The 16,684-nt window shown below is 37.2% G+C and carries 15 protein-coding genes; all 15 read left to right on the top strand.

All coding sequences use genetic code 11. The features are described 5' to 3' along the window. The first annotated feature begins 13 nt into the window (after positions 1-13). The 15 genes from CDH51_RS17995 to CDH51_RS17920 all read left to right on the top strand — a co-directional run bounded on the left by CDH51_RS17995 (position 14) and on the right by CDH51_RS17920 (position 16,373). Entirely contained in the window at positions 14-721 is a 708-nt protein-coding gene (locus tag CDH51_RS17995; protein ID WP_100629941.1) for a hypothetical protein, read from the top strand. 118 nt (positions 722-839) lie between these two features. Then, positions 840-2,645, top strand: a complete 1,806-nt coding sequence (gene typA / locus CDH51_RS17990) for a translational GTPase TypA (protein ID WP_100629940.1) — start codon at positions 840-842, stop codon at positions 2,643-2,645. Positions 2,646-2,955: 310 nt separating this feature from the next. Continuing rightward, the gene (locus tag CDH51_RS17980) at positions 2,956-4,065 is read left to right on the top strand and encodes an FkbM family methyltransferase (protein ID WP_100629938.1); all 1,110 of its coding nucleotides are present in this window, start codon (positions 2,956-2,958) and stop codon (positions 4,063-4,065) included. 571 nt (positions 4,066-4,636) lie between these two features. Next, positions 4,637-5,740 (top strand): tyrosine-type recombinase/integrase, encoded by a 1,104-nt coding sequence (locus CDH51_RS17975; protein WP_100629937.1) that lies wholly within the window; start codon positions 4,637-4,639, stop codon positions 5,738-5,740. 433 nt (positions 5,741-6,173) lie between these two features. Further along, a complete protein-coding gene (locus tag CDH51_RS17970; protein ID WP_100629936.1) occupies positions 6,174-6,584 on the top strand; it encodes a hypothetical protein in 411 nt (136 codons plus the stop codon). A 24-nt stretch (positions 6,585-6,608) separates the two neighbouring features. Next, complete coding sequence (locus tag CDH51_RS17965; RefSeq protein ID WP_100629935.1) at positions 6,609-7,091, top strand: Dps family protein; 483 nt, start codon at positions 6,609-6,611, stop codon at positions 7,089-7,091. A gap of 7 nt (positions 7,092-7,098) precedes the next feature. Next, on the top strand, positions 7,099-7,830 hold the full coding sequence (locus tag CDH51_RS17960; protein ID WP_100629934.1) for a hypothetical protein: 732 nt from the start codon (positions 7,099-7,101) through the stop codon (positions 7,828-7,830). Between the two features lie 11 nt (positions 7,831-7,841). After that, entirely contained in the window at positions 7,842-8,435 is a 594-nt protein-coding gene (locus CDH51_RS17955) for a TetR/AcrR family transcriptional regulator (protein WP_100629933.1), read from the top strand. Next, a complete protein-coding gene (locus CDH51_RS17950; protein ID WP_100629932.1) occupies positions 8,432-8,833 on the top strand; it encodes a hypothetical protein in 402 nt (133 codons plus the stop codon). The genes CDH51_RS17955 and CDH51_RS17950 overlap by 4 nt, the downstream gene beginning before the upstream one ends. Further along, on the top strand, positions 8,830-9,291 hold the full coding sequence (locus CDH51_RS17945) for a hypothetical protein (protein WP_100629931.1): 462 nt from the start codon (positions 8,830-8,832) through the stop codon (positions 9,289-9,291). The genes CDH51_RS17950 and CDH51_RS17945 overlap by 4 nt, the downstream gene beginning before the upstream one ends. Further along, positions 9,288-9,575: a cupin domain-containing protein gene (locus CDH51_RS17940; RefSeq protein ID WP_100629930.1), complete on the top strand. Its 288-nt coding sequence runs from the start codon at positions 9,288-9,290 to the stop codon at positions 9,573-9,575. The genes CDH51_RS17945 and CDH51_RS17940 overlap by 4 nt, the downstream gene beginning before the upstream one ends. 13 nt (positions 9,576-9,588) lie before the next feature. Then, complete coding sequence (locus tag CDH51_RS17935) at positions 9,589-10,923, top strand: TolC family protein (RefSeq protein WP_100629929.1); 1,335 nt, start codon at positions 9,589-9,591, stop codon at positions 10,921-10,923. 8 nt (positions 10,924-10,931) lie between these two features. Beyond that, on the top strand, positions 10,932-12,002 hold the full coding sequence (locus CDH51_RS17930; RefSeq protein ID WP_100629928.1) for an efflux RND transporter periplasmic adaptor subunit: 1,071 nt from the start codon (positions 10,932-10,934) through the stop codon (positions 12,000-12,002). A gap of 12 nt (positions 12,003-12,014) precedes the next feature. After that, entirely contained in the window at positions 12,015-15,107 is a 3,093-nt protein-coding gene (locus tag CDH51_RS17925; protein ID WP_100629927.1) for an efflux RND transporter permease subunit, read from the top strand. Positions 15,108-15,488: 381 nt separating this feature from the next. Next, positions 15,489-16,373, top strand: a complete 885-nt coding sequence (locus CDH51_RS17920; RefSeq protein WP_100629926.1) for an alpha/beta fold hydrolase — start codon at positions 15,489-15,491, stop codon at positions 16,371-16,373. The last annotated feature ends 311 nt before the right edge of the window (positions 16,374-16,684 follow it).

Raw genomic sequence — 16,684 nt, 5'->3', positions numbered from 1 at the left:
CAGATAAAACGTGATGAATTTGAGCCGCCGACTTCTTTTTATACTTCCAGTAATGCTAGCTTCTACCCTACTGGCAGAAGCTCAGAATTTTTATAAAGAGCGAATTTCAAGAAATAATATATTGACGATTGGAGCAGGTCCTTCTTTCGCCTATTTGGACAATGGTGGGCAGTATCGTTCTTTTGATTTTGAGATCAAGCCCTCTGTAGCCGTCTCTTTGACCCGGAAAATCACCTCTACCATGGATGTGCGGGCAACTTTAGGCATGCAATCCATCAGCAGTGGTGGCAACCCTCCTACCGTATTACGAGATCAATGGTTTGCCAATTTCTCTTCCTTCACGGTAAGAGGCTCTGCTTTCTATTTTGATGTGATTCCAAGCTTTAACCTCATTCGCTTTTCCAATCATATGCATCGCTCCAAAGTCAATTTATATGGCGGTGCAGGATTGGGAGTGCTTCATGCCTTTACAGAGCAGACCAAATCATTCAGTCCGGATGAAACCCCTACCAAGCATCAAACCACCACTGGCTATGTGCCGGTAAGAGCAGGCTTAAGCTTTAAAATCGGTCCCTACTCAGACATTGCCGGAGAAGGAACCATGCTTTGGACATTCACCGACAACCTAGACGGCAATGTGGGATCCAATCGCTATGGAGATCATTTATTCCAAGCGCAAATCGTCTATCGCCGATTTTTCCGACCGAAGGAAATGGATTAAAACAAGGAATTCAAAGAACACTTCCCAAGGATTAATTTTTTCAGTTCAGTAACTTCACAGGGAGATAACCTTGATCCCACCTTTTTTCCCTACCTTTGCGGCTTGAAAAACGCAGATCATGCAGAATATCAGAAATATCGCGATTATCGCACACGTTGACCACGGCAAGACTACCCTAGTCGACAAAATCATCCACGCATCCAAAATCTTCCGGGAGAATCAGCAGTTTGACGATTTGATCCTGGACAACAATGATTTGGAGCGTGAAAGAGGAATCACCATCCTATCTAAAAACGTATCCGTACGCTACAAAGACACCAAAATCAACATCATTGACACTCCTGGTCACGCCGACTTTGGAGGCGAGGTGGAGCGTGTCTTGAAGATGGCTGACGGGGTAATCCTCCTAGTGGATGCCTTCGAAGGACCGATGCCACAGACCCGATTTGTATTGGGCAAGGCACTCTCTCTTGGCCTGACCCCTATCGTGGTGGTCAATAAAGTGGATAAGGAAAACTGTCGCCCTGACGAAGTGCATGAAGCGGTATTCGACCTGATGTTCAACTTGGACGCTACTGAGGAGCAATTGGAATTCCATACGCTTTATGGTTCGGCCAAGCAAAACTGGATGGGGCCAGACTGGAAAAACCCTACGGACTCGATTCTTCCGCTTTTGGATGCTATTTTGGAATATATTCCAGAGCCAAAGATCGAAGAAGGAAGCCTACAGATGCAGATCACCTCATTGGATTACTCCAATTTCGTCGGTCGTATCGCGATCGGAAGAGTAAAAAGAGGAAGCGTTACCGAAAACCAACAAATCGCCCTTTGCAAAGCTGATGGCAGCATCAAGAAAATGCGCGTCAAAGAGCTTCATACATTTGAAGGATTGGGTAAAAATAAAGTGCAGTCCGTACAGGCCGGAGATATCTGTGCCATCACCGGATTGGAGGATTTCGAAATCGGCGACACCGTAGCAGATGTAGAAAAGCCAGAACCACTTCCACGAATTGCGATCGACGAGCCTACCATGAACATGCTCTTCACGATCAACAACTCCCCTTTCTTCGGAAAAGAAGGAAAGTTTGTGACTTCCCGTCACTTAAGGGATCGATTGATGAAGGAAATGGAGAAAAACCTCGCTCTTCGAGTAGAACCTACCGATTCAGAGGATAAATTCTTGGTATATGGCCGGGGAATTCTTCACTTGTCAGTCTTGATCGAGACGATGCGTAGAGAAGGCTATGAGCTACAGGTGGGACAGCCTCAGGTAATCTACAAAGAGATCGATGGCGTACAGTGCGAACCAATTGAAACATTGGTAGTGGATGTACCTCAGGAAACTGCCGGAAAAGTCATCGAACTAGCCACACAGCGAAAAGGGGAATTACTGATCATGGAGCCTAAAGGCGACTTGCAGCATTTGGAGTTTAAGATTCCTTCCAGAGGATTGATCGGATTGCGAAATAACGTACTGACAGCGACTCAGGGAGAGGCAATTATGAACCACAGATTCTCTGCCTATGAACCTTTCAAAGGAACTATTCCAGGAAGAATCAACGGCTCGCTTATCTCCATGGAAGGTGGACCTTGTACTGCCTATGCCATCGACAAGCTGCAGGATCGTGGAGTATTCTTTGTGGAGCCAGGAGAAGACTTGTACACCGGACAGGTGATTGGTGAGCACTCGAGAGACAATGACATCGTAGTCAATGTGCAAAAGGGTAAGAAACTGACCAACATGCGTGCCTCAGGATCTGATGACAATACCCGGATCGCTCCTCCGAAGCGTTTTTCTCTGGAAGAGTCCATGGAATACATCCAAAAAGATGAGTACTTAGAGATCACGCCAAAAAGTATCCGTATGCGAAAAATCTATCTGGATGAGAACGAGCGGAATAGAATGGCTAAGAAAGAAGCGTAAGTAAAATACGAAGTACGATGTACGAAGTACCAAGTATGAGGTACTAAGATGGACCCCGAAGGTTTTCGAAACCTTTGGGGTCTTTTTTTGACCTTTGGGGTTTCCAAAAACCTCTAGGGTCTTTTAAAGTTTCTGTCATCAAGTATCAAGTACTTAGAATCCTACAGAAAGAACTAAGTACCTTGCGGTTCCTGAAGACACGAACCGAGGCAGAAAAAATGCTTTTCAATAGACCAGGAAAAAAGTACCTTAAGCCTCCTAGCTATCAAGAATTGAGTTTATTTTTATCAGAATATCTACAGATTCAAACATGAAAAATCTAAGATTTGAGATTGAGCAAATCCTTCAAAATACTTCTAAAATAAAGGAATGGGATATTCCGAAAGACTATTTTAATTGGGGTAAAGATCCTAGACATGTCGTGGATAATACCGAAAAAATGCCCGTTAACCCCAATCTCAAAAAGAAGTCTCTGAAGAAAAAAATCACCGGAGAATTAAAAAAGCTCTTTTTCAAACTACCTCCTTTGGTCATTTTTGATAGTAGATACTCCTATTTTGAGGAGACTTATCAGCTTATGAGCAATGAGTCTTCAAAAAGGCTGTTTGCTGAATTAGTCCTTATGATGATCATTGGTGAAAACAAAATGCGCCTTTCTTCTTTTACAAAAGAATATGTTCGGACCTATGAAGACGCGTCGGAGGAAATTCTCAAATCAAATGATATTTTAAAAGTATATAAATGGGAATTGCGAAAGGTGAATATAAATAAGCCTTCGATTTCATTTTTTACTACTCCGGTCAACCTAGCATTACATAAGACGAATAGGTTATACAGCTATCATTCCAACGACACTTCGGTAGTAGTTGAAAAAGGGGATATCGTCATAGATGCCGGTGTAGGCTGGGGCGATACGACGGTATATCTAGCCGCTCTTGCAGCCCATGAAAATACGGGTTGGTCGTATGCCTTTGATATTCTTGAAGACGGAATGAATGCCTTGGCCGAACAATGCAAACAGAATGATAAGCTAACTAATATCACTCCCGTACTCAGGGCCCTTTCAGATAAAGATAATGAAACCGTAAACATAACCTCCCCCTCTCCCGGGGCAAAGGTGACTAATATCAATACTGGAAATACCATACAAACCATTACAATTGATACCTTTTTTAAAAAGCAAGGCTTGAAAAAAGTCGATTTTATAAAAATGGACATCGAGGGTGCGGAAGTGCCTGCAATAAAAGGTGCATCCGAAACAATAAAAACCTTTAAACCTAAGCTTGCTATTAGTGTGTATCATAAATGGGATGATCTTGTAGTGATTCCTAAATTGATTCACAGCTTACGAGATGATTATAAATTTTACCTAGACTGCACGACAGGTTTTGGTGGAGAGGCTATCCTATATTGCAAGTAAGGGGCATTTTTTACCTTAAATAATCACCTATTGCCTAGGTCAAAATACGAGGAGCCACAGAATACATTTGTATCTATCCGATAATGCAGACTGAACTGTCCTCAGGGATGGTGTCACCAATTCTCCCCTACACGCCTTCCTAAATTAGCTCTACACTCATCGCCTAGGTGCACGGCCAATAGTAGACAGTTCTTATTCAAGGCTTATCTTCCTTCCCATATTCCATTTTACAGGGGGAAGGAATCGGGGAAGTGCAAAGAGAAAAGAAACTAGGCTTGTAGAAATTAGACAAAACCTCAGTAATTATCCGTTGGGTGTTTTTTTATTCTGGAAGAAAGAAGCGTAAATAAGTATCAAGTACCTAGTATCAAGTACAAAGATGGACCCCGAAGGTCTTTTAAACTTTCTGTTATCAAGTATCAAGTACTTAGAATCATGCAGAAAGAATCAAGTATCCTGCGGTTCTTAAAGACACGAACTGAGGTAGAAGCACCTAAAAAGTAAAAAACATCACCTATAACTCCATTTGAAATTAAAAAATTGATAATTTGAGGGAGTTTAATTTTTGATCATGAAAACCATTTTTGTGAAAAACGGGAGAAATAAGGGTAAAGATCAAGTCTTTGTAGAGTTGGCTTATGATGAAACCTTGATCAAAAAAATCAAATTGTTTCCAAATGCCACATGGAATTCTCGCGAGAGAGCATGGGTATTACCCTATTCAGACACGATTATCAGTGATTTATTAACTGCATTTCGTGGATTTGCATGGGTGGATTATTCAGGCTTCCGAAAGCCAGAAATAACACTCAAAGATAGGCTCCAACCCTTATCTTTAGAGAGGAAAAGAGACATCGAAAGATTTATAGATTCGATGAGAGTTCAGCGGCTAGCTGAAAGTTCTGTTACGCATTATGGCTCCGGGGTAGCACTTTTTTTCCGTTTTCTTGATAATAAAAACCCTAGCGAAATCGACGAAGCAGATTTAAAGCGTTTTCAAAAAGAATATATTTTGGACCAAGGGTATGGAAGGTCCTATCAGCGCATCCTCTTAGGAGGTATAAAGAAATATTTTGAAACCGAAGAAAAAAGTAGAATACAGCCGACGAGTATAGTACTTCCGCCAAAGGAAAAAAAGCTTCCGAATGTGCTTAGCAAGGAGGAAATCAAAAAAACCCTTGGTGCATTGTCCAATATCAAACACAAGACCATGCTCAGTCTGATCTATGCCTGCGGTCTCAGACGGTCTGAACTAATCAATTTACGGATCGAGGATATAGAATCGGCTCGTGGAATTTTACGTATCAATCAAAGTAAAGGAAGTAAGGATCGAATCGTATCAATCAGTCAAAAAGTAATCAAAATGCTCAGAGTGTACTTTCAGGCCTTTCAACCAAAAGAATTTTTATTTGAAGGGGTAAAGCCAGGAAAACAATATTCTGCGAAAAGCTTAGAAAATGTATTCAAAAAGGCAGTCAACAAGGCCGGGATTAATAAACAAGCAACACTACATTGGCTTCGGCATTCATATGCTACGCATTTGATGGAAGCTGGAACAGATTTACGAATTATTCAAAGCCTTCTTGGCCATCAAAGTAGCCGGACCACGGAAATCTATACCCATGTATCCAATCGAACTATTCAAACCGTCAAATCTCCTTTTGATGATTTATAGAAATGAGATAAAAAGAATATTTATGGCGCCTATTCCCCGGAATTGGATGGATAATGGAGTATTTATGGCGCTTAAAAGAAGTTGTAAGCAAGCCAAAAGAACGAGCGTACTTCGAAAAACAGGCATCTGAAGATCGAACATCTTAACATAATCTTACGGACTGACTTTAACGACACACAATCCAACCCGATTGTTTTAAAAATTTTCCCACCGCACATTTAAAAAAATAATTTCAGCCTGCCCACATTGGCACATTTGGGGTTTGCCTCCTCACACAACCCGGCACACAGGCAAACCCAAAAAGAGCCAATTACCCACCGCACCAAGATGATTTTCGTCACATTTTCAAGTTTTCTCAAAAAAACTTGCAGGTATAAATAAAATTGAGCTATCTTTGTGAGCGAATATTCACTTACTTAAAATTATATACAAGATGAACGGTAAAAACAACATTGCAATAGGCTTCCTGACAATGGGGCTTTTTATGGCTTACGGCTTTCTATTAATCTACCTGCGTGACTTCGCTCCGGGTAAAGAAGAATGGGTAAACTCATACAGTATCGGCAAGCATTTTGAAAGCAGACTGGCTCACGTTCACGGGAACTTGTTCGCCTTTCTAAACATACTAATTGGTTATCTACTTCTACATTTCAGAGACAAGCTCCAAAACGTGAAAGCCATTTCTTGGTTGGCACTTACTGGATTGTTAATGCCAATTGGAATATTAACCGAGGTCTACTTTGGAGTGCCTCCTGTTTTAGTGTTAATTGGGGCAATTGCAATGACCGCATCTGTAATTTGGTTAGGAGTTGCGTTTTTGAAAATGAAATCTATCGCTCAATAATTAATTAACTTAAAATACATAAAAATGAAAAATTTAAATTCAATTGGTTTGCACCAAGACAAAGCCGAAGAATTGGCAAATAAATTAAACGAGTTACTCGCAAACTATTCAATTTTTTATCAAAACACAAGAGGCTTTCACTGGAACATTAAAGGTGAAAAGTTTTTTGAATTGCATTTAAAATTTGAAGAACTCTACAATGATTTGTTGCTGAAAATTGATGAAGTAGCAGAACGCATATTAACATTGGGACACACACCCGAGCATAGCTATTCTCAATACGCTAAAACATCAACCATAAAAGAAAGCAAGAAAATTTCTGATGGTTTGATTGCAGTAGAACAAATTCTTGAAGGATTTAAAACAACAATCGTTATGCAAAGAGAAATTCTTGGATTAGCTTCTGATGCAAATGATGAAGGAACAAATGCTTTAATGAGTGATTATATCCGCTTTCAAGAAAAACAAGTATGGATGTATTCTTCTTTTTTAACAAAAAAAAAATAAAAAGATAATGGAAACAAATAACAAAAACTTAGAAACCTTAATTAAGTTGAGACATTTATCAGAAGGTTTAAATTCCAATTGGGAAGCGTTAAACACGGCAAAAGTTAAAGTAGCTCATTTGCTTGATGAGGCAAACAACATTGTAAAAATGTTTGGAAGTGATTTAGGTAAAAGCAAATTTCAGGAAGATGTAAATTTAATTGCTTCTTTGAGAGATAAAATTGAATCTCAATTAGCCTATTTTAAAAATAAGATTGAAAGCCAATCTAATAGTGATAGTTCGGAGATTTATAAAGATTTTTTGTCGAATACGGAATCCATTTCTTCTATATTTACAAAAATTGGTAAGTATCCCGATGACTACTTTTCAGGGATGAACAGTGCGGATTGGTTTGGAGTATGGGCTGTCATTCAGTCTAATATCTATACTGTTCAGGGCATCGGTCATTCTGCATTTGTTCAACTACAGATGTTTGAAAATTTTAGTAAACAAGAGATTGACGACCTTACAAAAGAGATTATAAAATACATTCCAAAATCTTACCATATTGAAGATGCTATTCAATACAAACAAGAGTATATAACAGCTTTAGCTCAAATGGAAGAAGAAGCGAATAAAAAAGATAATCTTTGGGATCGTTTTTTAAATTTATTAGCGGGAAATATCCCATTCAAGCAGACTCCGCAGGAACGTGTAATGATGATGCGATGGGTAAATGGTGAGAAAGGCGAACTTTAAAAAGCGAAAAAATGACAACAGAAACAATTTCTGATAGACAACTTGAAATTATAGAAGCAGCCGGAAAAATATTGACTGCTTCGGGATTAAGTGGTTTAACAATTAAGAACCTTGCTAAGGAAATGAAGTTTTCTGAGAGTGCCATTTACAGGCACTTTACAAGTAAAGAAGAAATAATTATTGCCTTACTTGATTATCTTGCTCAAAGTATGGATGAGCGTTATACCAATGCAATTTCAAGCGAACAATCGCCCGAAGAAAAATTCTCTACACTATTTCAAAATCAATTTTCATTTTTTAAAAAGCATCCGCATTTTGTAGTGGCAGTTTTTTCTGACGGATTAATGGAAGAAAGCCAACGTATCAACGAAACTATACTGAAAATAATGGCTGTAAAAATGAAACATTTGATGCCTATTATTTTGGAAGGACAACAAAAGAAGGCATTCACAAATTCAATAACGTCCGATGAATTGATACATATTGTGATGGGAACTTTTAGATTGCAAATGTTTAAATGGCGTGTTGCAAATTTTCAATTTGACATAAGTAGAAACGGAGATAATATGATACTTGCATTATTAACACTTATAAAATCCAAATGAAAAAGTATGTCCTCTATACATCAGCAGTAATTCTAACAGCATTTGGCTTGCTCACTCTCTTTCTAAGCACATCTGTAATTTTCGATTTGTTTGGTATCAGAGCCAAAGAAGGCAATTATGTTCTGTTTGTAGTTTGGTCAAATTTCATTAGTAGCATTCTTTATTTGTTTGCTGCTTATGGATTTGTTAAAAGCAAAAAATGGACAGCTAATTTATTAGGAATTTCAACAATCATATTGATAGCTGCATTTATAGGGCTTAAAATTCACGCTAATTCGGGTGGTATCTATGAAACAAAAACCATAGGTGCGATGATTTTCAGAATTGCGATAACGCTTGTATTCACAATCATTGCATTTTCCACTATCAATAAACAACTAAATAAAACAAAGAAATGAATAAAGTAATCTTAACACTATCGGTATTTAGCCTTTTGCTATTTGGCTGTGGCAATTCCGCAAACGAAAAATCGAATAATCAAAAAGAAGTTGCAGAACAGGATGAACATCATCACGATGATGAAAGTGAAGCCATAGAACTTAATAATGGTGAAAAATGGGTTGTGAATGAAGAAATGAAACCGTTTATCCTTGAAGCAGAAGAAATTTTGAACCAACACATTGAAAGCCAATCCCAAGATTATCAAACTTTGGCTGCTCAACTCAAAGAAAAAAATAGTGGGCTAATAAAAAGTTGCACAATGAAAGGTGAAAGTCACGATGAATTGCATAAGTGGTTATACCCACACATTGAATTAATCGAATCTTTGTCAAAGGCAGAATCTACAGAGCAAGCAAACAAGTTTATCACAGATCTTCAAGCATCTTTTTCAACATACAATCAATACTTCCAATGAACATAAAAGAATTACACACACAAGAAAAACCAGTTTCAGCAACTTCTTTTTTCAAAAGTGAACTGGGCAACGCAACAGCTATTCAAATTTTGAAAGGTGAAAAGTTAAAAGAGCATATTACCAAAACACAAGCACTTTTGATTTGCGTTGAAGGAGAAGTGATTTTTGAAAATGAAAAAGGAATAAAAGAAACACTATTATCGGGTGACTTTGTAAATATTGAACCAATGGTAAAACATTGGGTTGTAGGAACAATTGAAAGTCAACTAATTCTCATTAAATAAAAAAATTTGACCAATGAAGTTAGCGAATATTCACAAACATTATGTTGCTCTATTATTGATAATAGGAGGCTTTCAATCTGCACAAGCACAAACTTGGACTTTGCAACAATGTATTGACACCGCACAGGTTCATAACAAAAACCTGCAAATGAGCAGAAACAATATGGCCATTGGTGATCAAAGAGAGAAAGAAGCCAAAGCCAATTTAATCCCAAAAGTCACAGCCAATGCGGATTACAAGTATTTTGCAAACCTCCCCTATCAGCTTTTACCAGTGAATGCTTTCAATCCTGCACTACCCGCAGGAGAATTCAGGGCTATGCAGTTTGGCGTTCCCCACAACATAAACGCAAACTTGCAACTTTCAATGCCTTTGTATAATCCACAAGTTTATGGAGCCATACAAACTACTAAAATTGCTTCGGAATTGACAGACTTGCAGTATCAAAAAACGGAGGAGCAAATCTATTTTGAAATTTCCAATTTGTATTACAATGCCCAAATCTTGTATCATCAATTGGCATTTATTGACAGTAATCTGATTAACGCAGAAAGGCTTCTGAAAAATATGCAATTGCTCAATGAACAATTGCTTGCCAAAGGAACAGATGTAAGCAAGGTAAAATTGCAAGTATCACAATTATCCACCCAAAAGGAAACCATCAAAAGCAAATACGAGCAGGTTCTAAATGCCTTGAAATTTGCTATGGGTATTTCCATTGAACAAAATCTGCAAATTGAACCAAACATTCAATATCAAACAGCAACTGAATATAATACTTCATCAACCTTAGATATTCGAATAATAAAAACTCAAAACCGCTTATTGTCGAGTGAACTCAACACACTCAATAAATCAAGGTATTTGCCTTCACTAAATCTGGTTGGAATGTATGGAACAACGGGCTTTGGTTATAACGGACAACCTGCTTCATTCCTTGATTTTTATCCGATTGGTTTTGCAGGTGTTCAATTATCTTATCCAATATTTAACGGAACGGTTACGCTTCGAAAAATAAATCAGAAAACGCTTGAACTGCGAAACAATGAACTTCAATTTGGATTGCTTACCGAACAAAACAATATGCAAGTTGAAAATGCCAAACTTCAAAGAGAAGTCGCTAAAAAAACGGTAGAAACCACAACCGAACAAATCCAATTGGCACAAACAATCTATGAGCAAACCGTTCTTCAACAGAAACAAGGAACGGCAAGTTTAACAGATGTTTTGCTTGCAGACAATGCTTTGCGTGAAGCACAACAAACCTACCTATCTGCTGTAATTGATTACCTAAAAGCAGATTTAGAACTTAAAAAACTCACTGGAAATATTTCAATAATCAAATAATTATCACAATGAATACAAAATCATCAATCCTAAAAAAAGTGCTATACTTCATCATACCGTTGGCGATAATTGCCATTGTGGTAATTAAGTTGAAAACAAACAAGGAAATTACGCAGAGTAAAGTCTATCAATACGATAAAGAACAAGCTATAAATGTTCAAGTAGATACATTGCAACTTGAAAATGTGAATGCAGAATTTTCTTATTCAGGCACATTTGAGCCCAACAAGGAAACAAAAATAAGTGCCGAATTACAAGGGAAAATTAACGCCATTTTAGTTGATGTTGGAAGCGTGGTAAGTAAAGGTCAACCTTTAATTCAATTGGATAATTCATTGCTGAAATTGCAACTGCAAACTATTGAAGTGCAAATAGAAGGATTGGAAGCAGATGTAAATCGCTATACCATTTTGGCTAAAGCAGATGCCATTCAAGGTGTTCAATTAGAAAAAGCAGAATTAGGTTTGAAATCTGCAAAAGTTCAGAAAGCAACTTTGTTGGAGCAGATAAACAAAACGACCATCAAAGCACCTTTTAATGGAGTAGTTACTGCAAAATTAAGTGAAAAAGGAGCTTTTGCTGCACCGGGCGTTCCATTACTCCAAATAACGGACATTACAACTTTAAAATTCACCGTAAATGTTCCCGAAAAAGATTTAAGTCAGTTCAAATTAAATCAAAGCTATTCTCTTTCGTCAGATGCTTATTCTGAAATTTTATTGACTGGAAAAACTACTATGATTGGCAGTAAAGCTAATATGGGCAGTAGTTTTCCTATTCAGTTTACGGTAAATAACACATCGGACTTGAAAATAAAATCTGGGATGTTTGGTAAAGTTTTACTCAAAAGCGAAACGTCTGGAAAGGGAATTATCATTCCGTCTTCTGCCATACAAGGCACTGAAAACCAACCACAAGTTTACATAGTGCAAAATGGCAAAGCCCTTTTGCAAAACATCACTATATCAAATAAGATACAGAACAAATCAGTTGTTTCAAGTGGATTAAATGAAGGTGATGTAATTGTAACCAATGGCTTCATCAATCTTTTTGATGGGGCAAATGTAACTGTTAAATAAAATCAGCGAAAAATGAATATTACAGAAATTTCAATCAAACGCCCTTCGCTGATAATAGTGCTGTTCAGCGTATTTACTTTATTAGGTTTTATCGGGTATAAAAATTTGAGTTACGAGTTAATGCCCGACTTTAATCAGCCCGTAGTTGTAATTAAAACTGTTTACCCTGGTGCCGAACCAAACGAAGTAGAAACATCTGTTTCACGAAAAATAGAAGATGCTTTATCGAATCTAGAAGGTGTAGATTACTTGGTTACAAAGTCTTTACCCAATGCTTCTATCATCATAGCCAATCTGAAATACGGAACCGATTTGGATAAGTCAATGCAAGACGCACAACGCTACATTGACAACATTCGCAAAGATTTACCACAGGATATTTTAAGTCCTGTAATGAGTAAAGTTTCGCCCAATGATTTGCCGATAATGTCTATCAGTGCAACAAGCGATATGTCAGCCACCGAGTTTTATCAAAAAATGAAAGATGATTATCTGCCCCAAATTCAACAAATAAAAGGTGTAGCAGAGATTACTGTTTTAGGTGGAGAGGAAAGAGAAATACAAGTAAAAATAAATCAGGACAAACTGAAATTGTATAAAATTTCAATGTTTCAAGTTGTTGAAGCAATTAATCGTTCTGGCTTAGACTTACCTGCTGGAAAGGTGCAAACCGAAAAAGAAAGTAATTCAGTTCGTTTAACGGGAAAATTCACATCTATTGAGGATATTAAAAATGTCCAAGTCGCTATGCCTGTTTTAGGAAGTCCAGTTTATGTAAAAGACATAGCAGATGTAATTGATGGTATAAAAGAAACAACCTCCATCAGTCGCTACAATGGTAAAAACGGCATTGGATTAATGCTGAAAAAGCAAGGTGATGCAAACGCAGTAGATGTTTCAAAAGCCGTTCGAGAAAAATTTCAATCCATCGAACAACAAAATGCCAGTTCGGGTGTAAAATTTATTATTGCAGACGATAGCACCGATAACACAATTGCAGCCGTTAATTCCGTTGTTTTCGATTTAATCTTAGCGGTGTTATTGGTGTCGTTGGTAATGCTTTTATTTCTGAGAAGTTTTAGAAATTCATTAATCGTTTTGGTAGCTATTCCAACATCTTTAGTTACCGCCTTTGCTGTGATGTGGCTTTTGGGCTACACTTTAAATTTAATGACCTTACTGGCAATGTCATTAATCATTGGTATTTTGGTAGATGATGCTACCGTAGTTTTAGAAAACATTCAAAAGCACCTAGATAAAGGAAAAGACAAACGATCTGCTGCAATGGACGGTAGAATGGAAATTGGCTTTGCTGCTTTATCCATCACCTTAGTTGACGTTGTAGTTTTCTTACCTATTCTTTTTCTGCAAGTGTTTGTTGCCGATATGCTAAAGCAGTTTTCGGTTGTGGTAATAACTTCTACACTCACCAGTTTATTGGTTGGCTTTACTTTAACGCCTTGGATGGCTTCTCGTATCGGTAAAAAAGAAGATTTACAACCTACCAATTTTTTCAATCGCTTTTTACTTTGGTTTGAAGTTCAATTAGAAAAATTTAATGAATGGTATGGTCGTAGATTAGAATGGGTTTTGAGCCATAAATTAGCTTTTACAGGTATCGTTATTGTGCTTTTTGCAATGACTTTAGGCATTATGAAACAAGGAATTATTGGTAAAGAATTAATATCTACAGGAGACCAAGGTAAATTTAGAATGGCATTAGAGTTTGACAAATCCACATCCATACAACAGAACAACTTAATTGCCCAAAAGATTGAAACATACATTATTCAACAACCCGAAGTAGCAACTGTATTTAGTAACATTGGCGGACCAAGCACTGGCATTGGTAGTTTAGGTGTAGGTTCAGCAAATAAAACGGAATTTACAATTCAACTAAAATCCAAAAAAGAATTGGATAATTTACCTACCGAGACATTTATGAAAAATCTTCGGGAAGATTTAAAAACTAAATTTCCGAGTATCAATTATTCAATGGCAGCATTGGGTTTAATTCCACGTTCAGCACCAATTGAAATTACGTTAAGCGGTAGCGATTTGGATTTGGTGATGAAAACAGGCAATGAATTGAAAACGGTAATTGAAAAAATTCCCGGTGCGGATAATGTTCGCTTATCCGTTGAAGCAGGTAGCCCCGAATACAAAATAATTCCCGACAAAGATAAAATGCAACGATTAGGCTTAACAACCGCTTATGTTGGTTTGAATCTACGAACTGCCTTTACAGGAAATGACGATGCTACACTTACCGAAAACGGAACGGAATATCCTGTGCGAATTTGGTTAAATGAATTTAGCCGACAAAATTTTGAAGATATTCAACAACTTTCCATTATTAATCCAATGGGAATACCAGTTGAAGTTTCTCAATTTGCAAGCGTTGAGCAAGACAATTCTCCGTCATTATTAGAACGAAAAGACCGACAACCAGCAGTTACGCTTACAGCAGATGCTTTAGGCAGACCATCAGGAACTGTTGCTGATGATGTAATAGCATATCTCAAAGAAAATCCATTGCCAAACGGAATACAAATGACTTGGGGTAGTGATATCAAAAGACAAGATGATAGTTTTGGAGCATTAGGTTCAGTTTTGCTGATTTCGTTTTTGCTGATTTATCTGATTATGGTGGCACTGTATGACAGTTTTGTGTATCCATTTGTAGTTTTGTTTTCTATACCAGTTGCAGCAATTGGGGCGTTTTTCGCTTTGAACTTATCGTTAAGCAATTTGAGTTTATTCGCCTTGTTGGGTTTGATTATGCTAATGGGCTTAGTAGTAAAAAACGCTATTCTAATTGTTGATTTTACCAATCAATTAAAAGCAGAAGGTAAACATTTCAAAGAAGCCTTAATCATAGCAGGAAAAGGACGAATGCGACCAATTCTAATGACAACGCTTTCAATGGTAGTTGGTATGCTTCCCATTGCAATGGCAACAGGAACAGCAGCCGAATGGAAAAACGGTCTTGCTTGGGTAATCATTGGCGGACTTCTATCATCTTTAATTTTGACTGTGTTTTTAGTACCTATGATCTATTATTTAGTGGACACAGCAAAAGAGAAATTAAACAGAAGAAAATAGCCATCACACAGGTGTAAGCACATTTGCAATTCGCACAAGCCAACGCACAAACCAAAAATTGCAAAAGAGCTTACACCTTTACCACACAAATAAAAATTATTTTTTAAAATTTCCTTTCCTTATAAAATTTTTAAACCCTGCCGAAACGAAAGCCTACAGACGGTAAACAGACAACTAAAATGATCAATATAAAAGAGATATACCACGTCTTGAAAAGAAAAAAGCCAGCTTACAACATTGTATAAAAGCAATAGCGGTTTGGGTGTAAACTCGAACTGGTTTTGCATCTAATTAAGTATCTTGCTATCCGAAAGGTCAGATCATTAAATCCGCTACTGCTCTTATACTAACCGTTGGGCTTCATACAAAACAAATAACTAAGTGAAGAATAGCATTTTCAAGATATCAACCATAATCCTTTTCCTATTCATCGCTTCTTGTGATTTAAGTGAAAAGACCCTTGATAGCGTATCTTCCAGTTACATTACACTCAATGATTCTAAAGTTCATTATAAGGAATATGGACAAGGCGCAAAATCGTTGATTTTCATACACGGTTGGGGGTGTGACCTGAACACTTGGAAATATCAGTTTGACTACTTCAAAGATAAATATCATTTAGTGCTTATTGATTTGCCAGGTTATGGACAAAGCGACAAAGTCGAACAGGATTACACCATTGATTTATTTGCTCAATCTGTATCAGAGCTAGTCCGCGATTTAGAAATAAAGAATCCTGTATTGGTGGCTCATAGTATGGGACTACCTATTGCAATAGAAGTCTTGAAACAATTGAATACTGAAACTGCAATACTGGTCAATATTGATGGCGTGTATTTTGACTTTCCAACTGACAGTATAGAAAGTAATCAATACGAAGAAGGCTTGACCGAATTTGCCAATATGTTCAATGTTGAAGATTACAAGCAGAATGTAGAGCAGTTTTGTAATGGCTTTATCACAGAATCAACCCCAGAAGACGTAAGAAGTTATATTATTTCAACAATGACTGAAACACCTCAGACGGTAGGTTATCAGTCAATGAAAAGTTTAATAGATCAAAAATATTGGGATAAGAAAATACTCAAGAATCAGACAATTTCTATTTATGCAAAAACTGATGAATTAGTACCTGATAATGAAAACCTATTAAGGAAGCAGTTTCCTAATTTGACCTATATTGAGATGGATAGTGTAAATCATTTTCTTATGATGGAAAAACCAAAGAAAGTGAATGAAATATTGAAAGGATTTATCGAAAAATAAAGTACGAAAGCCCAACAAAAGCTATACGTAATGCGGGTTTTGGTGCTAAATTGAAAGTCAATGAATATTTACAAACAGATCGGTAGGCGGACAGTGAAGAGCTATTTAATCCCGCACTACGCATAGCCGGACCGTTGGACTCAATTACAAAATGGCAAAGAAGAAGCACGAGATATGGGAGTAATAGTATTGAAAAATTTCTTAAACAGGTCAAAACGATAATTGCTTATAGTGTAGAAGTTGAGGTAATAAATTAAATTGACCATGGATATATTTAACATGCTTATAGGAATATTACTCATTCTCATTTC

Origin of the sequence: Algoriphagus formosus (assembly GCF_002807035.1) — a bacterium.
Classification (GTDB): Bacteria; Bacteroidota; Bacteroidia; order Cytophagales; family Cyclobacteriaceae; genus Algoriphagus; species Algoriphagus formosus.
Note: the sequence above shows the minus strand (reverse complement) of the source record. Positions and strands in the feature narration are given on the sequence as shown.